19 protein-coding genes are annotated in these 23520 nt (G+C 37.6%); 14 read left to right on the top strand and 5 right to left on the bottom strand.

Annotation, left to right across the window (positions count from 1 at the left end):
• Positions 1 to 120: 120 nt before the first annotated feature.
• On the bottom strand, positions 121 to 1320 hold the full coding sequence (locus IGJ66_RS09825) for an amidohydrolase family protein (RefSeq protein ID WP_285701560.1): 1200 nt from the start codon (positions 1318 to 1320) through the stop codon (positions 121 to 123).
• Positions 1321 to 1728: 408 nt separating this feature from the next.
• On the opposite strand from IGJ66_RS09825, the gene IGJ66_RS09820 reads away from it, so the two are divergent.
• From IGJ66_RS09820 to IGJ66_RS09790, 7 genes are all read left to right on the top strand, one after another.
• Positions 1729 to 3057: a Y-family DNA polymerase gene (locus IGJ66_RS09820; RefSeq protein WP_071868858.1), complete on the top strand. Its 1329-nt coding sequence runs from the start codon at positions 1729 to 1731 to the stop codon at positions 3055 to 3057.
• A complete protein-coding gene (locus tag IGJ66_RS09815; protein WP_430616554.1) occupies positions 3050 to 3400 on the top strand; it encodes a hypothetical protein in 351 nt (116 codons plus the stop codon). The genes IGJ66_RS09820 and IGJ66_RS09815 overlap by 8 nt, the downstream gene beginning before the upstream one ends.
• 416 nt (positions 3401 to 3816) lie before the next feature.
• Positions 3817 to 5256, top strand: a complete 1440-nt coding sequence (locus IGJ66_RS09810) for a glycoside hydrolase family 1 protein (RefSeq protein WP_071868860.1) — start codon at positions 3817 to 3819, stop codon at positions 5254 to 5256.
• Positions 5257 to 5515: 259 nt separating this feature from the next.
• Positions 5516 to 7960: a DNA translocase FtsK gene (locus tag IGJ66_RS09805; RefSeq protein WP_067482599.1), complete on the top strand. Its 2445-nt coding sequence runs from the start codon at positions 5516 to 5518 to the stop codon at positions 7958 to 7960.
• A gap of 190 nt (positions 7961 to 8150) precedes the next feature.
• On the top strand, positions 8151 to 9227 hold the full coding sequence (gene rlmN / locus IGJ66_RS09800; protein ID WP_067482596.1) for a 23S rRNA (adenine(2503)-C(2))-methyltransferase RlmN: 1077 nt from the start codon (positions 8151 to 8153) through the stop codon (positions 9225 to 9227).
• Positions 9228 to 9372: 145 nt separating this feature from the next.
• Positions 9373 to 9918, top strand: coding sequence for an aminoglycoside N-acetyltransferase AAC(6')-Ii (aac(6'), locus tag IGJ66_RS09795; RefSeq protein ID WP_067482595.1), 546 nt, complete (start codon positions 9373 to 9375; stop codon positions 9916 to 9918).
• A 321-nt stretch (positions 9919 to 10239) separates the two neighbouring features.
• On the top strand, positions 10240 to 11904 hold the full coding sequence (locus tag IGJ66_RS09790) for a peptide ABC transporter substrate-binding protein (protein ID WP_067482593.1): 1665 nt from the start codon (positions 10240 to 10242) through the stop codon (positions 11902 to 11904).
• Between the two features lie 83 nt (positions 11905 to 11987).
• Here IGJ66_RS09790 and IGJ66_RS09785 read toward each other — a convergent pair whose 3' ends face one another.
• Positions 11988 to 12332: a DUF3899 domain-containing protein gene (locus tag IGJ66_RS09785; protein WP_067482591.1), complete on the bottom strand. Its 345-nt coding sequence runs from the start codon at positions 12330 to 12332 to the stop codon at positions 11988 to 11990.
• 84 nt (positions 12333 to 12416) lie between these two features.
• Here IGJ66_RS09785 and opp3b point away from each other — a divergent pair, with 84 nt between their 5' ends.
• The 5 genes from opp3b to IGJ66_RS09760 are packed head-to-tail and all read left to right on the top strand — an operon-like array spanning position 12417 to position 17436.
• The gene (gene opp3b, locus IGJ66_RS09780; RefSeq protein ID WP_067482589.1) at positions 12417 to 13358 is read left to right on the top strand and encodes an oligopeptide ABC transporter permease; all 942 of its coding nucleotides are present in this window, start codon (positions 12417 to 12419) and stop codon (positions 13356 to 13358) included.
• A complete protein-coding gene (locus tag IGJ66_RS09775; protein ID WP_067482587.1) occupies positions 13359 to 14402 on the top strand; it encodes an ABC transporter permease in 1044 nt (347 codons plus the stop codon).
• Between the two features lie 5 nt (positions 14403 to 14407).
• Positions 14408 to 15484 carry an ABC transporter ATP-binding protein gene (locus IGJ66_RS09770; RefSeq protein WP_067482585.1) on the top strand — a complete coding sequence of 359 codons (1077 nt, stop codon included), beginning with the start codon at positions 14408 to 14410 and terminating at the stop codon, positions 15482 to 15484.
• The gene (locus IGJ66_RS09765) at positions 15459 to 16412 is read left to right on the top strand and encodes an ABC transporter ATP-binding protein (protein WP_067482583.1); all 954 of its coding nucleotides are present in this window, start codon (positions 15459 to 15461) and stop codon (positions 16410 to 16412) included. The genes IGJ66_RS09770 and IGJ66_RS09765 overlap by 26 nt, the downstream gene beginning before the upstream one ends.
• Positions 16413 to 16425: 13 nt before the next feature.
• On the top strand, positions 16426 to 17436 hold the full coding sequence (locus IGJ66_RS09760; protein ID WP_067482581.1) for an RNA-guided endonuclease TnpB family protein: 1011 nt from the start codon (positions 16426 to 16428) through the stop codon (positions 17434 to 17436).
• A 172-nt stretch (positions 17437 to 17608) separates the two neighbouring features.
• Here the strand turns inward: IGJ66_RS09760 and IGJ66_RS09755 are convergent, their stop codons facing one another.
• Together IGJ66_RS09755 and IGJ66_RS09750 are read right to left on the bottom strand one after the other, a co-directional pair.
• Positions 17609 to 18442, bottom strand: a complete 834-nt coding sequence (locus tag IGJ66_RS09755; protein ID WP_071868865.1) for an NUDIX domain-containing protein — start codon at positions 18440 to 18442, stop codon at positions 17609 to 17611.
• Between the two features lie 93 nt (positions 18443 to 18535).
• Entirely contained in the window at positions 18536 to 18814 is a 279-nt protein-coding gene (locus IGJ66_RS09750) for a hypothetical protein (RefSeq protein ID WP_067482577.1), read from the bottom strand.
• A 259-nt stretch (positions 18815 to 19073) separates the two neighbouring features.
• Here IGJ66_RS09750 and metG point away from each other — a divergent pair, with 259 nt between their 5' ends.
• Positions 19074 to 21083 carry a methionine--tRNA ligase gene (metG, locus tag IGJ66_RS09745; protein ID WP_430616553.1) on the top strand — a complete coding sequence of 670 codons (2010 nt, stop codon included), beginning with the start codon at positions 19074 to 19076 and terminating at the stop codon, positions 21081 to 21083.
• Between the two features lie 63 nt (positions 21084 to 21146).
• Here metG and IGJ66_RS09740 read toward each other — a convergent pair whose 3' ends face one another.
• Positions 21147 to 21731, bottom strand: coding sequence for a hypothetical protein (locus IGJ66_RS09740; protein WP_271027368.1), 585 nt, complete (start codon positions 21729 to 21731; stop codon positions 21147 to 21149).
• A 176-nt stretch (positions 21732 to 21907) separates the two neighbouring features.
• Here IGJ66_RS09740 and IGJ66_RS09735 point away from each other — a divergent pair, with 176 nt between their 5' ends.
• Positions 21908 to 23218 (top strand): APC family permease, encoded by a 1311-nt coding sequence (locus IGJ66_RS09735; protein ID WP_067482571.1) that lies wholly within the window; start codon positions 21908 to 21910, stop codon positions 23216 to 23218.
• The last annotated feature ends 302 nt before the right edge of the window (positions 23219 to 23520 follow it).

Genomic DNA, 23520 nt, shown 5'->3' with positions numbered 1-23520 from the left:
GGTCATAGATATAAGAAAAGGTAAGTAATGAAAATTCGTTACGTTAATCAGGATTTGCGATTGATTTTCAAATGACATATGGAAAAGCCATTGCTCTTAAATAGAGCAATGGCTTTTTTGTTAATCAATTGTTACTTTCTTTCCTTTAAAATAGCTAGCTGAAATAGGGATTTTTCGTGCTACAAATTCAGCAGTAGAAGTTGCATCAACTAATGTGAAATTTGCGGGCATGCCGATTTTTACCCAACCATCTGGCTCAATTAGTGGCTGATTCGTCACTAATTCGAGACTTTCAGTAAGTGCTTGCTGACTCGTCAAATTAAAAATTTCGGCATAACGATTTAGTTTATCTAGCACGTCACCATTACCGAAAGGAGACCAGCAATCATAAATATTATCACAGCCAATAAATGTTTTTACACCAGCAGTCCTTAATTCTGTTAGGGGTGGGATCACAGGGTTCAGTGGAATGCTTGAGATAATCGTGATGTTATTTTCTGCTAAACGTGGAAACAGTTCTTTTCGTTCACTAGCAGATAAATCTTTCAGCCCATAAGCATGACTGACAGTTACTTTGCCAGCCCAGCCACTTTCTTCAGTTAATGCAATGATCTTTGCAAAAGTTTGCCGGACGTTATCACCACGTTCGTGCAGATGAAGGTCGATGGGCGCATCAAATTGTGTAGCCAAATCAAATGTGGTTGTTAATGATTTCTCCAAGTTACCATCAAGACTGAGTGGATCAACTCCGCCGACCAAGCTTGCACCATTTTGCAAAGCTTTTTTCATTTCGTCGTAAGCATTTGAACGAAGTAATCCATGTTGAGGAAAGGCAACTAATTCGTACGCCAGTTTATCTGTATACTCAGTTAAAACTTTTTGTGCCCCTTCTAAATAACGTTGACCGACTAAGGGATGAACATCAATATGCGAACGAAAATGCGTGGCGCCATGAAGCAATTCCAAATTGAGTAAATTTTTCATTCGTTCGTCAAAAGAAAGTGGTGCGGATTCTAAATAGTCATACTCTCGAGTAAACCGCTCGACAATAGTTGCTGCCGGCTCGATGGGTGTCCAAGGAATACCCAGTTTACTTTTATCAAAATGACAGTGCATTTCTCTTAATTGGGGCAGAAAAAGTGCATTTTTGCCATCGATGACCTGTCGATTTTTGTCGGGTGTTTCGCCAGCAGTTCGAACAGAAACGATCGTGTCTTGGTTGAATAAAATATCGACTGTTCTCGTTTCCGTTCCATACGTATAATTTCCAGCTGTTAAGTAATTTGTTTCAACACGCACATTTTTTAACAAAGTTTCCATTTTTGCACCTCCAAGTATGTATGATTACCATACCTAATTTTTGGAAAAGATACGAATTTTTGGCTTTTGATTAGCTTCTTGGATAAAACGAACACATCCACCAAGAGCACCAACTGATACGCATAAACCAGTTTCAAGCATTTCGGTAACACATTTAGCGCTACTTTTTGAAAAAAAGAGGGTTTTGGAAACAAAGTGTGAAGAAAAGGCTTGATTCGTTAGAAATTTTGTCATTTTATTTTCGAAACTAAAAAAGGATTTTTTGCTTGGCAAAAACTATACACAAAAAAGAAAAATCAATCTGGAACCCTTTCTTTCCTGTGTTCTTTTTTTGAAAAACTTGGGACAATCAGTTTACAAAGGGAACGTATGTTTGTATAATAAGGGCGTGAAGTGAGGTGTAACGACGTGTTAGACTATTCAAATGAACCAGTGAATGACTATTTCATGATTGATATAAAGAGTTTCTATGCCTCAGTTGAATGTGTTGAACGTGGACTGGATCCCTTAGCAACAGAACTGGTTGTAATGAGCCAAGCTGACAATACTGGTTCAGGACTTATTTTGGCTTCATCACCGATGGCTAAGAAACATTACGGAATCTCCAATGTAAGTCGTCCAAGAGATCTGCCTTCGCCTTTTCCTGATAGCCTAGTTATTGCCGCACCTAGAATGAATTTATACATCAAGAGAAACATGGAAGTGAATGATATTTTTAGGCAGTATGTAACTGATGAAGATTTGTTAATCTATTCAATTGATGAATCTATTTTGAAAGTCACTAAGTCGATGAAGTTATTTACGACAGAAGGAAAAAGTCGGAGTAAGCAGCGAAAACAATTAGCTAGAAAAATTCAACGACATGTTTATCAGAAAATGGGTTTGATCGCAACTGTTGGAATTGGGGACAATCCCTTGCTTGCGAAACTGGCATTAGACAACGAAGCCAAAAAAAATAACGGGTTTATCGCTGAATGGACATATCAAGATATCTCTAAGAAAGTTTGGAACATAGCAGAAATGACCGATTTTTGGGGGATTGGTTCACGAACGAAAAAAAGATTACATCAGATGGGCATTATGTCCATCGAAAATTTAGCTAATTGGAAACCTGATTTACTTAAGAATAAATTTGGTGTGATAGGTCTGCAATTATATTTTCATGCAAATGGTATAGATCGAACCGATATCGCAGTTGCGCCACCACCAACCAAAGAAAAAAGCTATGGCAATTCTCAAATATTACCAAGAGATTATACTAGAAGAAATGAGATTGAGATTGTCGTGAAAGAAATGGCTGAGCAAGTAGCCATTAGAATTCGAAAGCACGGCTGTAAAACAAGTTGTATTCATGTAGGTATTGGCACATCTATATTAGAAGAGAAAGAAGGCTTTTCTCGCCAAATGAAAATACCTTTGACTGATAATACGAAACAGCTACAAATGTATTGCGTGTATTTATTTAATAAATTTTATAATGGTCAAGAAGTTCGCAAAGTCTCCATCTCCTATAGCAAGTTAGTTTATACAGAGTCGATGCAATTGGATTTGTTTAGCAATCCAGAAAAACAAATCAAAGAGGAAAATTTGGATCGAATTATTGATAAAATTCGAGAAAAATATGGTTTTAGCTCAATTGTTCATGCATCTTCTTATCTTGAAGGTGCAAGAAGTATTGACCGAAGTCATTTGGTTGGTGGACACGCTGGTGGAAATGGAGGAATCAATCATGGTTGATTATGAAGATCGTGGAATAATCAAGTGGCAAGGGATGTATTTGTCTGACCATACTGAAAAAATTACTTGCCAAGCGAAAGAAAAAAGGACAATCAATTTGGCAAAGGTGAAAATGACAAACGAAGAAATCGCTCGAGTCTTAAACAAAGCAATCATCAAAAATAAAGCAGTCGCGATCCAAAAAGAAGAAATAGATGTGGAAGGTCACTATTCTGATGAACTTATCGGACAGATTGATGGTCATGATGAATTAGGGATTTACATTCATTCAAATAAAGTGAATTATGACGAGATCAGGCATGTCGAATTATATACCCCCAAAAAATGGAGTGCGTTAGACTAGGTTTATTTTTGAAAGAATTCGAAAGCCTAGCCATGGTCAGAATATTCTTTCTTGAGTAAGTAAAGCTGTGATTGCTGAAGAAGTATTTTATTTATGAAAGAAGTTGAAAAATAGTTTTGAATTTTTTTCAATCGATTTAAAATAACCTATTATGGTAAGCAATGAAAACAAGCAAATAATGGCTATTTTCACACTGAAGCTCATTGATTTGATTATTCCTGAAATTGAATTTTTACTAGGGATATTTTATTACTACACAAATTATTTGTTTGAATCAGCCTTGATGCCAATAAAACTGAAACACTATCCTTATTTTAAAATGTCTAGTCTTTTTCGATAAAACTCTTTGAACTGAAAGGGGTTTCGTGTTATTCTAAGGTTGTAAGGATTGAATGAAGGAAGAGAGGAAGTAGACAATGGAACATCAAACATTAACTTCATTTCCAAATGATTTTTTATGGGGATCTGCCTCAGCTGCTTACCAAGTCGAAGGTGCTTGGCAAGAAGATGGTAAAGGAGAATCTGTCTGGGATCGGTTTGTCCGAATTCCGGGTAAAACATTTAAAGGTACCAATGGTGATTTAGCGGTCGATCATTATCATCGCTTTCAAGAAGATATTGCTTTAATGAAGGAACAGGGATTGAAAGCTTATCGTTTTTCAATTGCCTGGACTCGAATTTTCCCAACAGGTCGCGGGGAAGTCAATCAAGCTGGGTTAGCCTTTTATCAGGAACTAGTAGACGAGTTGATTAAAAACGACATTGAACCAATGGTTACTTTGTATCATTGGGACTTGCCACAAGCATTGCAAGATGAATACAATGGGTGGGAATCACGCCAAATTATTGAAGACTTTACGAAGTATGCTGAAACTTTATTTGAAGCTTTTCGTGGAAAAGTTCATTATTGGATTAGTTTAAATGAGCAAAATGTCTTCACTTCATTAGGCTACTTACTGGCTGTTCATCCACCAGGTGTAACCGATCCAAAAAGAATGTATGCAGTAAATCACATCGCGAATTTAGCGAATGCTTCTGTAATCAATAAATTCCATGAATTAAAAATGCCAGGAAAAATTGGTCCAAGTTTTGCGTATACGCCAAATTATCCAATCAATAGCGATCCAAAAAATATTTTGGCTGCTGAAAATGCCGAAGATTTAATGGCAAATTATTGGATGGACGTCTACATGTGGGGCAAGTATCCAATTGCTGCAATGAAGTTTTTAGAGGAGCAAGGTTGGGCACCAACGATTGAAGCGGGCGATGAAGAACTGCTAGAATCAGCAAAGCCTGACTTTTTAGGTATCAATTATTATCAGACAGCAACGAATGCATTTAACCCCTTAGATGGCGTTGGCGCAGGTAAAATGAACACAACTGGTAAAAAAGGTTCTTCTGAAGAAACCGGTGTACCGGGAATGTACAAAAAAGTTGAAAATCCTTTTGTGGAACGCACAAATTGGGACTGGGAAATCGATCCAGAAGGGTTAAGAATTGCTCTTCGTCGAATTACCAGCCGTTATCGAACACCTATTTTGATTACCGAAAATGGATTAGGTGAATATGATAAGTTAACTGACGACAAAAAAATCCATGATGAGTATCGAATTAATTATTTGGCGAGTCATGTGAAAGCCATCAAAGAAGCAATCTCTGATGGTGCGACGGTTTTAGGTTACTGCACATGGTCCTATACAGATTTGTTAAGTTGGTTGAATGGCTACCAAAAACGTTATGGCTTTGTTTATGTGGATCAAGATGAAACACAAGAAGGATCGCTTGAACGTTACAAAAAAGACAGCTATTATTGGTATCAATCAGTCATTAAAGAAAATGGCGAATCAATCGAATAATAAAAAATGAAGTCGAAAAGTTGAAACGATAGCTACGTAGCTGTTGTTTCAACTTTTTTGCGAGCAAAAGTTTAACTGAAAAATTCATTCTTGATAATAAAAAAATAAAGCATTCACTTCTTCCATTGTTATAATCAAATTTCTTTCGCATTTTTATGAAAAAATGACGAAATGAAAAGAAAGAGACGAGTTCTTTGAAACAAAACTTTAGTTCCCTTCTTTTTTTTTGTATAATGGGGAATGAAATGAGGGATAAATAATGGCGCAGAAAAAACGTCCTGCAAAGAAAAAGAAAAAGACGAAAAAGCAAAAGCAGCAACAAGAGCAACTCTTGACGATTTTTGTCGGTTTTGCACTGATTTTATTTGCTGCATTTGGTTTTTTAAGATTAGGGTTCTTAGGAACTTTAGTTGCTAATGGTTTTCGAATCTTTGCAGGTAATACTTATCCAATTCTTTGTTTGTTATTAGCCATCACAGGATTCTGGATCATTATCAAGAATACGGAATTAAAGATTGGCAAACCTCGACGTTTGGTAGGAGGTATTTTCTTTTATTTAGGAATATTACTTTTCTTCCACGCTCATTTATTTGGGAAGCTCCACAGTGGAGAACCGAATATTCTTGGCACTACTTGGGATTTATTAGCAAGTGATATTAAGCAAAGTCAAGTCAGTAGTAATGTAGGTGGTGGGATGGTTGGAGCACTGTTGTATCATTTCACTTACTTTTTGATTGCTCAACCAGGTAGCTATCTGGTCGCTGTTTTACTATTGATTGTCGGCGCGTTTTTATTTAGCAATCTTGAAGGGTATCAATTACTAGAGGGCATCCAAACATTAGGGGAGAGACTGCAAGGATTGTTGGAAGGTGACCCAGCAAAACAAGCAAAAAAACAAGCTGAAAAAGCAGAGAGAAAAGAACAACGAGCACAAGCAAGAGAAGCAAAACGTTTGGCTGCTCAAGAAGCAGCTGAGGCAGAAATTGCCGAAATGGAAAAAAATCGGGAACGTCAACAAACAAGAAACGACGAACCAGATGAATTACCAGCGACAGAAACAAACGAACCGAGTTTTGTGCCAATCAATAGCTTCCAAGAACAAATGCAGACGAAGCCACCGATTGAACATACACCTACACAAACAACGTTGCCGATTGATGCGCATGAAGGGCTTGAAGAAGAAGTTCCTGAAGATGACGGCTCTGTTTTAGAGTTTGAGATTGCCGCTGAAGAAGAAAATCATGCGTATGAATTACCGTCTGTTGATTTGCTCGATTCGATTCCAGCAGTGGACCAAAGTGACGAGTATAAGAAAATCGAAAAAAATATTGGTGTGCTAGAACAAACTTTCCAAAGTTTTGGCGTAGATGCCAAAGTAGTGAAAGCGAGTCTTGGTCCTTCCGTTACGAAATTCGAAGTACAGCCTGCCGTTGGTGTAAAGGTAAGCAAAATTGTTAACTTAACTGATGATATTGCCTTAGCTTTGGCAGCAAAAGATGTGCGGATGGAAGCGCCAATTCCAGGTAAATCTTTGATTGGGATTGAGGTTCCTAATGGCAAAATCAGTATGGTTTCGTTTAGAGAAGTAATTGAAGCACAGCCAAAACATCCGGATAAACTTTTGGAAGTACCATTAGGTCGTGATGTTTCTGGTCGCGTACAAACAGCTGATTTAAGCAAAATGCCTCACTTACTTGTGGCAGGTTCCACCGGTAGTGGGAAGTCTGTTGCAATCAATGGCATTATCACAAGTATCTTGATGCAGGCAAAACCACATGAGGTCAAATTAATGATGATTGATCCGAAAATGGTTGAGTTGAATATGTACAATGGGATTCCGCATCTTTTAACGCCCGTTGTAACAAATCCAAGAAAAGCAGCACAAGCTTTACAAAAAGTTGTTCAAGAAATGGAAGAACGTTACGAAAAATTTGCCGCTACAGGAGTCAGAAATATTTCTGGGTACAATGAATTTGTACAACAAAAGAATTTAGAAGATGGCACGAAGCATCCGACATTACCGTTTATTGTGGTAATCGTTGATGAATTAGCAGACTTGATGATGGTTGCCAGTAATGAAGTTGAGGATGCAATCATTCGTTTGGCACAAATGGCTCGGGCTGCTGGGATCCATATGATTCTAGCAACACAACGCCCTAGTGTGGATGTTATCACGGGGATTATCAAAGCTAATGTTCCTTCGCGAATGGCTTTTGCAGTTTCTAGTGGGACTGACTCTCGTACGATCATTGATTCAAATGGGGCAGAAAAATTACTTGGACGTGGTGATATGCTCTTCTTACCAATGGGAGAAAATAAACCAATCCGTGTTCAAGGCGCCTTCATCTCTGATCATGAAGTTGAACGCGTCGTAAGTTTTGTAACAGCACAACAAGAAGCACGTTATGAAGAAAAAATGATGCCAACAGATGAGGTCGAGACCACTGGTACTCCAGAACAACCACAAGATGAGTTATATGAAGAAGCGAAAGCTTTGGTTGTTGAGATGCAAACGGCAAGTATTTCTTTATTGCAAAGAAGATTTAGAATTGGCTACAATCGTGCAGCACGTCTAGTAGATGAACTAGAAACGCATGGTGTGGTAGGCCCATCAGAAGGAAGCAAGCCAAGAAAAGTCTTTATTGAGCAATTAGAAGATTCAATGAATGATTTACCAGAAGGACAGCCAGAGGATCATCTATAATTAATAGAAACAAAAAATTATATGTGTGTAAAAAAACCAGCCAACACAGAGAATACTCCGTGCTGGCTGGTTTTTTTAGTTGGACTTCACTACGAAAGAACAAGTGAAGGATCTCGCAAACTTTCTTGCATTCCCAGATAGAATCAGTTATAGTATGTAGCGAAACTTTGAGAAAAAGAGGGAAATAATTTTGGAAAAAACGTCCATTTATGGCTTGACGAATGAAGAACTAACAAATTGGTTTATCAACAATGGCGAAAAGAAATTCCGTGCAGCCCAAGTTTGGGAATGGCTTTATCAAAAACGGGTAACAGCGTTTTCAGAAATGACCAATTTATCAAAAAATTTGATTGAAAAACTAACAGAAAACTTTGTGATTAATCCATTAAAACAAATGGTTGTGCAAGAAGCAGCTGACGGAACAGTCAAATATTTATTTGAATTACCGGATAAGAATATGATTGAGACTGTCTTGATGCGTCAAGAGTATGGTCTGTCCGTTTGTGTTACAACTCAGGTTGGCTGTAATATTGGCTGTACCTTCTGTGCTAGCGGATTACTGAAAAAAAATCGTGATTTAACTGCAGGAGAAATCGTTGCTCAAATCATGATGGTTCAACATTATTTTGATGAACGCGGAGAAGGTGAACGAGTATCTCACGTTGTTGTAATGGGGATTGGTGAACCATTTGATAACTATGATAACGTGATGGATTTCTTGCATATTATCAACGATGCGAAAGGTCTAGCAATTGGGGCACGTCACATCACTGTGTCAACGAGTGGCTTAGCAAATAAAATCAAAGAATTTGCCGATAATGGGCTGCAAGTAAACTTAGCAATCTCCTTACATGCACCCAATAATGAAGTTCGTACGTCAATCATGCGAATCAATCGAAGCTTTCCAATCGAAAAATTGATGGAAGCAGTTGATGAATACCTTGAGAAAACGAATCGTCGAATCACGTTTGAATACATTATGTTGAACAACGTGAATGATCGGCCAGAACACGCACAGCAGTTAGCAGATTTGTTACAAGATAAGAAAAAATTAGCATATGTCAATCTGATTCCATACAACCCAGTAAGTGAACATGACCAGTATTCACGTAGCCCTAAGGCAGATGTGTTGAAATTTTATGATGTCTTGAAGAAAAATGGGGTCAACTGTGTCGTTCGTAAAGAACACGGGACAGATATTGATGCAGCTTGTGGTCAATTGCGTAGCAAGCAGATGAAGAAAGAGAAAAAAGTAGCAGGTAAGTAAGAAACTGCTGTTTATTATTAGAAGACGTGACTTGTTCACGTCTTCTTTTTTATCTAAAATGATCGATCATTTTTTAAACGTCAAGAAGAAATCTTTGGGTTTTTCCACAATCATTGCTAAAATAAGTTGGAACGGGGGGAAACAAATGATTATTACTGAATTCGATCGTGACGATCTCGATCTGCGAGACCAACTTGCAGATTTATTGAGATTAACTTGGCCAGAAGAATATGGTACCGATGCGACAAAAGAAGTTGACCAGTTGATGGAACCAGATCGCATTGCTGTTTCTGCCTTAGATGGAGATACGCTGATTGGTTTTGTTGGAGCGATTCCTCAATACCGATTGACAGGCTGGGAATTGCATCCCTTAGTAGTAGAGAGCACTCGAAGGAGAAATCAAATTGGTACCAGACTTGTGACATACCTAGAAAAAGAAGTAACATCAAAAGGTGGAATCACGATGTACTTAGGTACAGATGATCTGGATCATGGAACAACGTTAAGTTATGAGAATTTATTTGAGCATACTTTTGATAAAGCAAAAGCCATTCAAAATTTGAAAAGTCATCCTTATGAGTTTTATGAGAAAATGGGGTATCAAATTGTTGGCGTGATTCCAGATGCAAATGGCTGGAATAAACCTGATATTTGGATGGCAAAAGGTCTTGTGCCAAGACCAACCACATAAAAAGAAGAAAAAAATGAGAAAGAGCCGTGCAAGAAAATGACTTGTACGGCTCTTTTTTTGAGCAAAAACCGAACATTAAAACCTTTTTTTAAGAAATCAAATCTTTTTTACGTATTATTTTATTGAAAACAAAAAAATGTTATTTTCTTTATAAATAAAGGGAATTTTCTGAAAAATCTAACGAAAAATACTGATTAAAGAGATTATTTTAAGAAAAAAGAGAAAAAAGTAGTTGCTTTTTTAATAATTATTCATTAAACTCTTAAACAACTTCAGAAATATTTAATTATTCTGAAAATTCCGATAAAAGGGGTACGAAAGATGAAAAAGAAAGTAACTTTTGGTTTTGTTGCGGTTTGTGGCCTTGTCCTTGCTGGCTGTTATGGTGGCAGCTCAGATACAGGGAGCAGTAATACAAAAAGCAGTGGTTCTGCTAGTGGAGGCGGCGTATTTAATTTAGTTGTACCTCAAGAAATGCCAACAGCTGATTTATCTGTTGCGACAGATACAATTAGTTTTACAGCGTTGAACAACGTATATGAAGGAATTTATCGTCTTGATAAAGATAGTAAACCACAACCTGCAGGTGCAAGTGAGTTGGCAGACGTCAGCGAAGATGGTTTAACTTATAAAATCAAATTACGTGAAGATGCAAAATGGTCGAACGGTGAACCGGTAACAGCAGCAGATTATGTTTATGGCTGGCAACGTACGGTTGATCCAAAAACAGCATCTGAATATGCGTATCTATTTGAACCAGTTGCTAATGCAGCAGACATCACAGCTGGTAAAAAAGATAAATCAGAGTTAGGCATCAAAGCGAATGGTGATCACGAATTAGAAATCACGCTAACAAAACAAACACCTTATTTCCAATATTTACTCGCTTTCCCATCTTTCTTCCCGCAAAGTCAAGCTGTTGTTGAAGAAAACGGTGATGCTTATGCTTCAGCAAGTGACAAAGCAGTATACAATGGTCCATTCACATTAGAAGACTTTGATGGTCCAGGAACGGATACAGAATGGACATACAAGAAAAATGATGAATACTGGGATAAGGACGAAGTGAAGTTATCAGAAGTCAAAGTCAGTGTAGTAAAAGAATCTTCTACTTCATTGAATCTCTTTAAAGATGGTCAAGCAGATGATGTTATTTTATCAGGTGAGTTAGCACAACAAAATGCAAATGATCCAGCGTATACATCTGTGAAAGAAGCTCGTACAAGTTATATCGAGTTTAACCAACGTGAAGAAGACTCTCCATTCAACAATGCTGATTTGCGAAAAGCGATTTCTTACTCAATCAATCGCGATGCATTAGTAAAACAAGTTATGGGGGATGGCTCGGTTGCATCAACTGGCTTAATTCCAGCAGACATGACAAAAAATCCTGATACAAACGAAGACTTTGCCAAAGAAGCTGGTGATTTAGTTTCTTATGATAAAGACAAAGCAAAAGAACATTGGGAAAAAGCGAAGAAAGAGCTAGGTATTGATTCACTCGAATTTGAGTTGATGGCATCAGATGATGACTCAACGAAAAAAGTAATTGAATATATCCAAAACTCAATTCAAGAAAATTTAGATGGTGTGAAAGTTAAACCAGTTCCAGTACCGTTCTCTGTTCGTTTGGATCGTTCATCATCAGGTGATTTTGACACAGTATTAGGTGGTTGGGGTGCTGACTACGCAGATCCAAGTAGCTTTACTGATCTGTTCGTAACAGGAAACTCTTATAACCGTGGACAATGGAGTAATGAAGAGTATGACAAAGTAGTGAAAGCATCTTCTTCAACTGATGCCGGCGATGAAAAAGCGCGTTGGGATGATTTGCAAGAAGCAAACAAAATCATTGCTGATGATATGGGTGTAGCACCAGTTTACCAAAAGGCTGAAGGTCATTTAGTTAATGAAAAAGTTAAAGGAATCGTGCATCACGCAGCTGGGGCTTCATGGGATTACAAGTGGACATATATCGAAGAATAACCACTTTTATTCGTTAACAATTGAAGATGAGAAAAAACAGGGTAGGTCATTGATCCAACGACACACCCTGTTCTCATCAACAATTATAAAAGAGCGAATAGCATGAAGAGAATTGAAAAAATAAGTAAAATCCCGGCAATAATCAGCCAAAAGCTGTACATACCATGGCTGGCAGATGAAAGCAGCGAGAACTCTGGTTTTTTCTTCCGGTTTCTTGTTCGAGCTAGGTGAATCGATCGTTGAAAATGATCAAAGAAACCCGAGGAAAAAACCCATAAAAATCCGCCGATAATCAAAAACGGCAACGCGCATAAGAAAGAATCATTTGATAATTGTAGAAAAGTTAATTGATTGGTTAAAAAATTTTTTATCAAAATGAGGACCATCAACAAAATGGAAATGGCATAGGGAAGATACTTTTTGTTCATTTTTTTGCTCCTTTATCAGTGGGTTCATTACTTAATAATGTAGCGAAACATTTGTCAGAAGTCAAAAGCTAGGGGGAAACATCTGTGAATAGTTATATCAAATATGTTTTAAAACGTGTCTTCTTCATGATGATCACGCTGTGGCTGATTGCCACCATCACTTTTTTCTTAATGCAGTTATTACCAGGAACACCTTATACCAATCAGGAACGCTTGAGTCCTGAAACGATTGAAATGTTGAATAAACAAGTAGGTTTAGATAAGCCGGTACTTGTTCAATATGGCATTTATCTTTCTAATCTACTTCAAGGTGACTTTGGTATTTCTTTCCAATTTAAAAACCAACCTGTGGCTAATTTATTAGCAGGCAGAATTGGACCTTCTTTACAGTTAGGTTTACAAGCAATTATTGTTGGGACATTTGTTGGAACGATTTTAGGAACGATTTCCGCAATGAAGCAAAACACTTGGGTCGACAGTTCGTCAACCTTGATTGCAATCTTAGGACGTTCGATTCCTAACTTTGTGTTTGCGGTATTGCTTCAATATGTGTTTGCAATGAAATTACACATTTTACCAATCGCAAAATGGGATGGATTCGCTTATACCATTTTACCGACAATCGCTTTAGCGATGTCCCCGCTTGCCGATTCCGCCCGCTTTATTCGAACCGAAATGGTTGAAGTTCTTCATAGTGATTATGTTGAATTAGCTAGAGCAAAAGGGCTAAGTCGTTGGGAAATTGCCTTTAAACATGGCTTAAGAAACAGTTTGATTCCATTGATGACTTTATTAGGACCACTGGCAGTTGCTTTGATGACTGGTTCATTAGTGGTTGAAAATATTTTTGCCATTCCTGGAATCGGGGAACAATTTGTTAAATCAATTACCACAAATGACTATCCGACAATCATGGCTGTGACAATTCTTTATTCATTTATGTTGATTTTTGTCATCTTAGTCGTTGATTTATTGTATGGATTAGTTGATCCAAGAATTCGTGTTTCTGAAGGGAGTCGAGGATAGATGGAAATGGTACCAAAACGCTATGAAACAGTTGCGGAGATTCCTGCAGACGAGTTTCTTCCTTTACAAAAAAATACCGAAGCTGAGCGTGAACAGATTTCTGCTCCTTCGCTGAATTTCTTACAAGATTCTTGGCGTCGATTGAAGAAAAATAAAGCGGCAGTGGTTTCAATGGTCTTACTAACGACGATTATTTTGATTTCAATCGTGACAATTTTTGTTTCACCGCATAATCCGACTGCACAAAATGTTGATTATATCAACTTACCGCCACGTATTCCTGGTATCAGTATTGATGGTCTAAACGGAAAAGCGATGGTTGGTGGCGAGTTAGTCGATAAATATGCACAGGCAAATGTTCCAGCAAATGTGAACTTTCTTTTGGGAACAGATGGCCTAGGTCGTGATGTGCTGAGTCGCTTGTTTATGGGCACGAGAATCTCTCTATTGATTGCATTTATCGCAGCTATTCTAGACGTGACGATTGGTGTTGCTTATGGATTGGTTTCTGGTCTTTTAGGTGGACGTGTAGATAATGCAATGCAACGCTTTTTGGAAATCTTATCTGGGATTCCTAACTTAGTTGTAATGATTTTGATGCTGGTTGTATTTGAGCCAGGAATTTTTTCAATCGTAGCAGCGATGGCAATCACGAACTGGATTCCAATGGCACGGATTGTTCGTGCACAGACATTGAAATTGAAAGATCAAGAATATGTTTTAGCTGGTTTGACTTTGGGTGAATCAAAGTTGAAAATCGCGTTCAAACATATCTTACCGAATATCTCAAGTGTGATTATTATTCAAATGATGTTTAGTATCCCATCAGCTATTTTCTTCGAAGCATTCCTAAGTTTCATCGGGCTAGGTTTAACACCACCGTCTGCTTCATTAGGAACAATGCTAAGTGATGGCTACAAAACATTCTTATATCTGCCATATCTGTTATGGATTCCGGCAGCAACTTTATCGGTTATCATGATTGGCTTTAACTTATTAGCTGATGGATTACGTGATGCCTTCGATCCTAAAATGAAAGAGTGAGAATTATGACGAAAATTTTAGAAGTGAAAGATTTAGAAATTTCTTTTGACACTTATGCTGGTAAAGTTCGAGCAATTCGCGGTGTTAATTTTCACTTGAATAAAGGAGAAACTTTGGCAATCGTTGGTGAATCTGGGAGTGGAAAATCTGTTACAACTCGGAGTATCATGCGACTTCTGTCAAGTAATGCCAACATTGACGCTGGTCAGATCCTATTTAAAGGAGAAGACATTGTTAACAAATCCGAAAAAGAAATGCAAAAAATTCGCGGAAAAGAAATTGCGATGATTTTCCAAGATCCAATGACATCGTTAGATCCAACGATGACGATTGGAAAGCAAGTAGCGGAATCTTTACGCAAACATAATAAAGTATCAAAAAAAGATGGCGAAAAAGCAGCGCTAGACCTACTAAATTTAGTTGGGATTCCAGAAGCTGAAAAACGAATCAAAAGCTACCCACATCAGTTTTCAGGTGGGCAGCGTCAACGGATCGTGATTGCGATTGCTTTGATTTGTTATCCAGAAATCTTGATTGCAGATGAACCAACAACCGCGTTAGACGTAACAATCCAAGCACAAATTTTAGAATTACTCAAAGAAATTCAAACAAAAATTGATACATCAATCATTTTTATTACCCATGACCTTGGTGTAGTGGCAAATGTCGCTGACCGAGTGGCTGTTATGTATGGTGGGAAAATCATCGAAGTAGGAACTTCGGAAGAAATTTTTTATAATCCACAACATCCTTATACTTGGGGATTACTTGGTTCAATGCCGACGTTGGAAAGTACAAGCAAACAGCTTTATGCGATTCCTGGTTCACCTCCAGATTTGTTGAATCCACCAAAAGGAGACGCATTTTATCCACGTAATGAATATGCTTTGAAAATCGATGCAGAGCAAGAGCCACCATTTTTTGAATTATCTGCAACACACAAAGCAGCAACTTGGTTATTAGCACCACAAGCACCAAAAGTTCTGCCGCCAGAAGAAATTCAACGTCGTTGGGCAATTTTTAAAGAAAAACAAGGGAGCCAAGGGGGAATAGTGGATGAAAAAAAAGCTACTCGAGGTTAAAGGTCTAAAACAATATTTCAACATTGGCAAAAAAAATGAAGTGCATGCGGTTAATGACATCAGTTTTCACATTTATGAAGGGGAAACGTTTGGATTAGTTGGTGAATCTGGGAGTGGAAAGTCGACGACCGGTCGGACAATCATTCGTTTAAATGAGCCAACTGGTGGCGAAATTTTATTTGATGGACAAGATGTGACAAAAATCAAAGGAAAAAAAGAAATGACGAAATTTCGTCATGAAGTCCAAATGATTTTTCAAGATCCATACGCATCCTTAAATCCGAGAATGAAAGTTCGTGACATTATTGCAGAAGGTATTGATGTGAACGGCTTAGCGAAGTCGCCACAGGAGCGTGCGCAAAAAGTCGATGATTTATTAAAAACAGTTGGGTTAAACCCGAGTCACGGAACGCGCTATCCTCATGAATTTTCAGGTGGACAACGTCAACGGATTGGCATTGCTCGAGCGTTAGCAGTCAATCCACGTTTTGTTATTTGTGATGAGCCTATTTCTGCACTAGATGTGTCCATTCAGGCTCAAGTAGTAAATTTATTACAAGACTTACAAGAAGAACAGAATTTAACTTACTTATTTATTGCCCATGATTTATCAATGGTAAAACACATTAGCGATCGCATTGGCGTTATGCACAATGGCTTGTTGTTAGAGATGGGAACAAGTGACGAAATTTATAACTTTGGTGTTCATCCATACACCGAAAGTTTGTTGTCTGCTATTCCATTACCAGATCCAGACCATGAGAGACAGCGCCGTCGAATCAAATACCAGCCAGAACCAGATGATAATCAAGTACGTACATTAAGAGAAATTGCACCAGAACATTTTGTGTACGCAACAGAACAAGAAGTTGCCTACTATGCGAAAAAATTGCAACGAAAAAAAGAAAACTTACTCGTAGCAAACTAGGGGGTAAGTGCTAATGCTCAAAGCCTTTAAATTCCGGATGTATCCCACCGATGAACAAAAAAAGTGGTTAATTCAAAATTTTGGTTGTGTTCGGTTCACCTATAATCATTTATTACTTTCACGACAAGAAACTTACAAGCAACTAGGTGTGATTGATTATTCGTTGACACCAGCTGCTTTGAAAAAACGTTATTCGTTTTTAAAAGAGGCGGATAGTTTGGCATTAGCCAATGCTCAGTTGAATTTGGATCGTGCGTTTCGCAATTATTTTAAAGGACGAGCCAGCTTTCCAAAGTTGAAAAGTAAGAAGAGTATGTGGCAATCTTATACCACAAATAACCAAGGACACACCATTTATTTAGAAGGAAATCAATTAAAATTACCAAAGCAAAAAAAGTTGTTCAACGTGCATGTCCACCGGCCAATCGAAGGAACAATTCGTTCAGCTACGATTTCTTCACGATATAATGAAGAGTTTTATGTTTCATTTTTATGTGAAGTTCCGCTGAATAAAAGACAGAAAACCAATGAATGGGTGGGAATCGCGTATTGCCCCAAAGGCTTAGTCGAAACTTCGCAGAAAATTGAGGTTGTTGCACCTAAACTTTTGGTGACAAATCAAAAAATCGCTGTAGCAGAAAGAAAATTGAGTATTCGAGCAAAAGCAGCTCAACAACGAAAAAAGGCTTTAGAACGAGCAAAAAATTATCAAAAACAAAAAAGAAAAGTGCTGAATCTGTATCAAAAACAAAAATATCAACGGGAAGACTACTTAGAACAGCTTTCTGCTATTCTGGTGAATAAATTTGATTATTTGTTTATTGAATCATTACCAGATGAAAAGCTTGCTTCTGATTTTTCAGTGCAAGACTGGCACAAACTGTTGACCAAATTGAGGTATAAAGCAGAATGGTATCAAAAAACTTTTATTTTGATTAATACACAAGATATCCACAGTCATTCTGCACAAGAAAAGAGTCGGCTGTTGGAACGAATTGGGAAACAATTACTTTTTGATGTCTAAACTGGTAGGAGCGCCAGAGTTCGCCTTGCTAATAAAAAGTTTTTAAAACTTTTGTTTCTAGGAATTTTCTTTTCGCTTAAAGAAAAAGCTCACTAATTATGAGAAACCAAAAACCAAGGACTGTAACATAAATCAGCAATGATTTTGTGTTACAGTCCTTGGTTTTTACCGATTAATCTTCCATTTTTGGATGGTGTTCAGGTTTTAATTGATAGATTTTTGATGGACGACCGATTCCAACGGGGCGTTCACCGATTTCGTCAAAATATTGCAACATTGCCTTTTTAAAATTTGAGTGGTCGATTGTTTTAAAATCAATTCCTAAAAATTTTGCAAACACTTTGCGAGCTTCAGTAATTGTAAAATCCTTGCCTAATACTTGAAGGACTTGTGGCTCATGTTCCATTTTATTGACGATACGGTTAAAGGCTTTTAACACGATGAAACTGTGGTCAAATGCTAACTTATCTTTTCCAGTTGATTGGCCAGTTGCTAAATCAAGTGCGATTGAGACATCGCCACTGGTCAAGTGGATTTGATTCATTTGTCGTTCTAAAGTGAACCAGCGAACCTCTTTGGCGTCATCTCCGGCAATCAAAGGTTCTTCACCAATAAAGGCAAGATAGCTGACCGTCACGACCCAGCCACGTGGATCACGATCAGGTGTGCTGAATGTATGAAGCTGTTCGATATTTTCCTTAGAAATAATAACTCCAGTTTCTTCTTGTGTTTCGCGTAAGACACTTTCACCAGTTGACTCATCTCGTTGGACAAAGCCACCAGGCAATGCCCAAGAGTTTCGATAAGGATGCCCTTTTCTTTGAATCAAAAGAATTTTTAACTGATCTTCTTCTTTGTTGTAACACATCAAAACGATGTCGACAGTCAAAGAAGGTTTGTCGTATTCAGGGCGTTCTTGTGCTTGATACCAAGTTAAAAAATCTTCTTCGCTGGCTTCTTGTTCATAATATAGTTTTTCTTCTTCTTTAGAAGCAAATTCTTTCATTCTGACACCTCCACTGCCGATAAAAGTACATTTTACTTTATTGTAGCAGACTCTTGGAAAAAACCAAGGACTTCCCGCAAAATTTCGTGGTTATCAAAGATGAAAAATGAATGGTAAAACTAAATTGACTAAAAAGAACAGTAGATAAAAAGGTAAAAACTTCATTTTTTCTTCACGAAGTGCAAAGAACCCGCAAATAATGATAAATAAATCGAATGCGATACGAAAGAGATTCGAAACAAGAAGGAAACTATTCAAGTTACCATTTAAGTTAAAGTAACCATACATCCTTATATAAAAATAACTAAAAAATAAGTGAGCAATTGTCAGTACTGCGATACTAATCATAAAAATCGTGTGTTTTTTCTGCATAATCATTCCTACCTTTGTTCATTGGTTTTTCCCCTTCTATTATACATGATTCATTTTTGGAAAAATAGCGGGGAAAATTTTCCCAAAAAACGTAACTTAATAAACGTACAAAGAATTCTAAGTTTTTCCTTTTTTTCAACTAGGAAGACGAGTATTCCTACCGAATTCCCTTTTCAAAAATTCGCTAACATTAAGATTATTTTGTGGTATACTAGCAAGGAAACGAATTCGCATCATGCGATAAAGGAGGAGGAGCCCCGTGGCAGAAAAGGAAACTTTTTATATTACTACGCCAATCTATTATCCAAGTGGCAAACTGCACATCGGTAACTCGTACACAACGATTGCCTGCGATGCTGTTGCACGTTACAAACGGTTGATGGGCTTTGATGTGTTTTATCTTACTGGAGTGGATGAGCACGGTCAAAAAATCGAAACAAAAGCAGAAGAACTAGGTGTTGAACCACAGGAATATGTGGATAAAATGGCTGCAGACGTGAAAAAATTATGGAAAACACTTGATATCAGTTACGATAAATTTATTCGAACAACGGATGATTATCACAAAGTAGCTGTTCAAAAAATCTTTGATCGTTTACTAGAACAAGGCGATATTTATTTAGGTGAATACGAAGGCTGGTATTCAGTTTCTGATGAAGAATTCTTTACAGAAACACAACTAGCTGAAGTTTACAAAGACGATGAAGGCAACGTGATTGGTGGGAAAGCCCCAAGCGGACATGAAGTTGAATTAGTCAAAGAAGAATCTTATTTCTTCCGCATGAGTAAATACGCGGATCGTTTGCTTGAGTACTATGAAGCACATCCTGAATTTATCCAACCAGAATCACGCAAGAAAGAAATGATTAACAACTTTATCAAACCTGGTTTAGAAGACTTGGCTGTTTCAAGAACGACATTTAGCTGGGGAATCCCTGTGACACGTGATCCAAAGCACGTTGTATATGTTTGGATTGATGCATTATCAAACTATATTACAGCGTTAGGTTATGGTTCAGATGATGATAGTTTGTTTGAAAAATATTGGCCTGCTGATGTCCATATGGTTGGGAAAGAAATCGTTCGTTTCCACACAATTTATTGGCCAATTATGTTAATGGCGCTAGACTTGCCATTACCTAAAAAAGTTTTTGGACATGGTTGGTTATTGATGAAAGACGGCAAAATGTCCAAATCAAAAGGAAACGTTGTTTATCCTGAAATGTTAGTTGAACGTTATGGCTTAGACGCATTACGTTATTACTTATTGCGTGCAGTTCCATTTGGCTCTGATGGTGTCTTCACACCAGAAGATTTTGTTTCTCGTGTAAATTACGATTTAGCCAATGACTTAGGTAATCTATTGAACCGCACTGTTGCGATGATCAACAAATATTGTGAGGGTGTCGTTCCTGATTATGCTTCATTAGTAACGCCTTTTGATAGTGAACTGTCAACAACTGCTGCAAACGTAGTTGGACGTTACCATGATGCCATGGAAAAAATGGAATTTAATACAGCTTTAGCTGAGATCTGGGTATTGATTTCTCGTGCGAATAAATACATTGATGAAACAGAACCTTGGGTATTAGCAAAAGACGAAGAAAAGAAAAATGAATTGGATAGCGTAATGGTTCATTTAGCTGAAACATTACGAATTGCAGCCATTCTGTTGCAACCAATCATGACTGAAACACCAGTCAAAATCTTCAAACAATTGGGATTGGATGCGGAATCCATGAACTTGGAAGGCTTACACTTTGGTGAGTTTCCTTCTGGAACAAAAGTTATTGCTAAAGGTACACCAATTTTCCCACGTTTAGATATGGACGAAGAAGTTGCTTATATCCAAATGAAAATGTCTGAAGGAACCCAAAGTACAGAGGACACAGTGAAGTGGGACCCAGAAGAAACAGAATTTGTTTCTTCAAAAGAAAAACAAATCAAATTTGATGTATTCGATAAAGTTGAATTAAAAGTTGCTGAAGTAATCAGCTGTCAAAAAGTGGAAGGTGCAGATAAATTACTGCAATTCCGTTTAGCCGCAGGGGATAGTCAGGACCGTCAAATTTTATCTGGAATCGCAGAATATTATCCTGATCCAAGTGAGTTAATCGGCAAAAAGCTTGTGATCGTGGCAAACTTAAAACCACGTAAGATGCGTGGTCAAATCAGCCAAGGAATGATTCTCTCAGCAGAAGCACCGGATGGCTCATTGCAAGTAGTTGAAGCGCCAAAAGGCATGCCAAATGGTTCAGAAATTGCGTAAATAAAAAAGGAATCCAATCGTAATGATTGGATTCCTTTTTATTTACATATAAATGATTTTGTATCACTTTACTGAAGGAAATCTTTTCAATCGTTTTTTCAAGCGAGTAGGTAGCAACGCACTTAAAACGGTGAAAGGAATCGCAAAGATGTACCAAGAAATTGTTCGTCCAATGCCATATCGTTGGTAGAGGCTCCTTAACATCAAGTGAAGTAAGCACAAACCAATAATTAACGAACCGGCGAGAAACCATTGATTATCCCATTTGAAATAACGTAAGCTCATGACAAAAACAGGATAAAGGTAAAAATAGATGCCAACCAAGGTGACACGCCAATTTTTAGTAAAGGTTCCAATGTTAAGCAAAAAGAAAATTGCAGATAAAATAATTCCTAGCGGTGGGAAAAGACTAACTAAAAAAGAATAGACGATGCTCCATAGAATCAAACCGGGTCCTCTGAATAACGCGACTAAAATTACTAGACCAGTGAGTAAAAGGAGCTGTTGACTAAACGAAGCGATGGTCAAAAGACCAAAAAGAATCAGCGTGGCCCAATGCCAGCGCGACTGTTGTTGTTCTTTTCGTGTAACTGAAACATGATCTGTGAGAAAATTTGCTAATTTTGGATGTGAACGTTGAAAGTCCAAAAGCAAAACCTCCTTTAAATAGAAACTGGCTAAATTGTAATCAAAAAGGAAAGAAAAAACATCCGACTTAAGGGGGATTTTTTTGAAAACCCTTTATTAGATTTGTGCGTAGCCAAGGGGAAAAAACTCGGTTATACTAGCAATTATATTAATAAAAATAGGAAAGAGGATGAGGAATGGGAAATAAATTAAAACGTGAAATTAATTTGTTTGGCGCATTAGCAACAGTTATGGGAACTGTTATTGGAGCAGGAGTTTTTTTTAAGACCGCTTCAGTAACTGCTAGCACACAATCACCGAGTTTAACACTTTTTGTATGGTTATTGGGTGGCCTTTTGACCATTTGTGCCGGGTTGACTGTTGCAGAATTAGCCACAGCAATTCCAGAAACAGGTGGAGCAGTTAAATACATAGAGGCTGCGTATGGAAAATTACCAAGTTTCTTATTAGGTTGGGCGCAAAGTCTGATTTATTTTCCAGCAAACATTGCGGCTCTTTCAATTATTTTTGCAACACAGTTGACGAATCTCTTTCAGTTATCCACTGATTATCTGGTATTGATTGCAGCTGTGACTGCTTTGTCAGTAACTGGATTGAATTTATTGGGGACAAAAGTTGGTGCAACTGTTCAATCTGCTACACTTATTATCAAATTGATCCCGATTGCAGTAATTGTTGTTTGGGGGTTAATGGTTCCCGGATCTGGTACGGTTCAGCTCTTTCCAATTGAAGCGGGGAAAGATGTTTCCTTTATGGAAGGATTGAGTAGTGCGTTACTGGCTACTTTGTTTGCGTATGATGGTTGGCTAGGTGTCGGCGCAATTGCTGGTGAAATGAAAAAGCCAGAAAAAGATTTGCCTAAAGCAATTATTTTAGGATTAAGTTTTGTGACAGTGGTCTATTTGTTGATTAACTTTGTTTTCTTGAAGACTTTACCAATCGAAGGAATTGCTGGAAACTTGAACGCAGCATCGGATGCTTCAGCAGTGATTTTTGGTTCATTTGGTGGAAAGTTAGTTACGATTGGTATTCTGATTTCTGTTTATGGCGCGCTGAATGGCTACACGTTGACTGGAATTCGTGTTCCTTATGCGATGGCCTTAGAAAATGAACTACCATTCAGTAATCAGTTAACAAAATTATCAAAGAAATTCACAGTTCCTTACGTGCCAGCAATGTTTCAGTTGGTGATTGCCTGTATCATGATGACGATGGGTTCATTTGATTTTCTGACAGATATGTTAATTTTTGTGATGTGGCTGTTTAGTTTACTGATATTTATCGCTGTTTTTGTTTTACGCAAGAAAGCGCCAGAGATGAATCGTCCTTACAAAGTGCCGCTTTATCCGGTGATTCCGCTAATTGCGATTATTGGCGCAATTTTTATCTTAGGAATGACAATCTTAACGCAGACATCACTTGCGATGATTGGGATTGGCGTGACGTTATTAGGAATCCCAGTTTACTTATATAAAAATAAGAAATAAATAAAAAAGAGATTGGGGCTTACTCAATCTCTTTTTACTTGTCTAACGCATTGCTAAGCTTAAAGATGGTTTTTTTAGCACATTTCTTCAGTTTATTCGTAACAAAAGAACTTGAAAATGAATTGTTGTTCATCAGGTAGTTTCCTGAAAAAATAAAATAAAAAGCAGTGGTTTCTAAAAAGAATTTCTTGTTTGCTAGAATGAGAAACTTGAAGTTCTGAAACTCTCAAAATCTTTTTTTCCGTCCCACTTCTGTCTCAACCGTTTATGTGCTAAAGTAGGAAAGAAAAGGAGCGATTTGA

Origin of the sequence: Enterococcus sp. DIV0176, from assembly GCF_050528535.1 — a bacterium.
Taxonomy (GTDB): Bacteria; Bacillota; Bacilli; order Lactobacillales; family Enterococcaceae; genus Enterococcus_B; species Enterococcus_B thailandicus.
This window is presented reverse-complemented; position numbering and strand designations above follow the sequence as displayed.

Excerpts from the sequence above, each read along its gene's own strand:
- IGJ66_RS09825 (WP_285701560.1), bottom strand. The coding sequence starts at position 1,320 with ATGGAAACTTTGTTAAAAAATGTGCGTGTTGAAACAAATTACTTAACA.
- IGJ66_RS09815 (WP_430616554.1), top strand. The coding sequence starts at position 3,050 with ATGGTTGATTATGAAGATCGTGGAATAATCAAGTGGCAAGGGATGTAT.
- IGJ66_RS09810 (WP_071868860.1), top strand. The coding sequence starts at position 3,817 with ATGGAACATCAAACATTAACTTCATTTCCAAATGATTTTTTATGGGGA.
- IGJ66_RS09805 (WP_067482599.1), top strand. The coding sequence starts at position 5,516 with ATGGCGCAGAAAAAACGTCCTGCAAAGAAAAAGAAAAAGACGAAAAAG.
- IGJ66_RS09790 (WP_067482593.1), top strand. The coding sequence starts at position 10,240 with ATGAAAAAGAAAGTAACTTTTGGTTTTGTTGCGGTTTGTGGCCTTGTC.
- IGJ66_RS09785 (WP_067482591.1), bottom strand. The coding sequence starts at position 12,332 with ATGAACAAAAAGTATCTTCCCTATGCCATTTCCATTTTGTTGATGGTC.
- IGJ66_RS09775 (WP_067482587.1), top strand. The coding sequence starts at position 13,359 with ATGGAAATGGTACCAAAACGCTATGAAACAGTTGCGGAGATTCCTGCA.
- IGJ66_RS09770 (WP_067482585.1), top strand. The coding sequence starts at position 14,408 with ATGACGAAAATTTTAGAAGTGAAAGATTTAGAAATTTCTTTTGACACT.
- IGJ66_RS09765 (WP_067482583.1), top strand. The coding sequence starts at position 15,459 with ATGAAAAAAAAGCTACTCGAGGTTAAAGGTCTAAAACAATATTTCAAC.
- IGJ66_RS09760 (WP_067482581.1), top strand. The coding sequence starts at position 16,426 with ATGCTCAAAGCCTTTAAATTCCGGATGTATCCCACCGATGAACAAAAA.
- IGJ66_RS09755 (WP_071868865.1), bottom strand. The coding sequence starts at position 18,442 with ATGAAAGAATTTGCTTCTAAAGAAGAAGAAAAACTATATTATGAACAA.
- IGJ66_RS09750 (WP_067482577.1), bottom strand. The coding sequence starts at position 18,814 with ATGCAGAAAAAACACACGATTTTTATGATTAGTATCGCAGTACTGACA.
- IGJ66_RS09735 (WP_067482571.1), top strand. The coding sequence starts at position 21,908 with ATGGGAAATAAATTAAAACGTGAAATTAATTTGTTTGGCGCATTAGCA.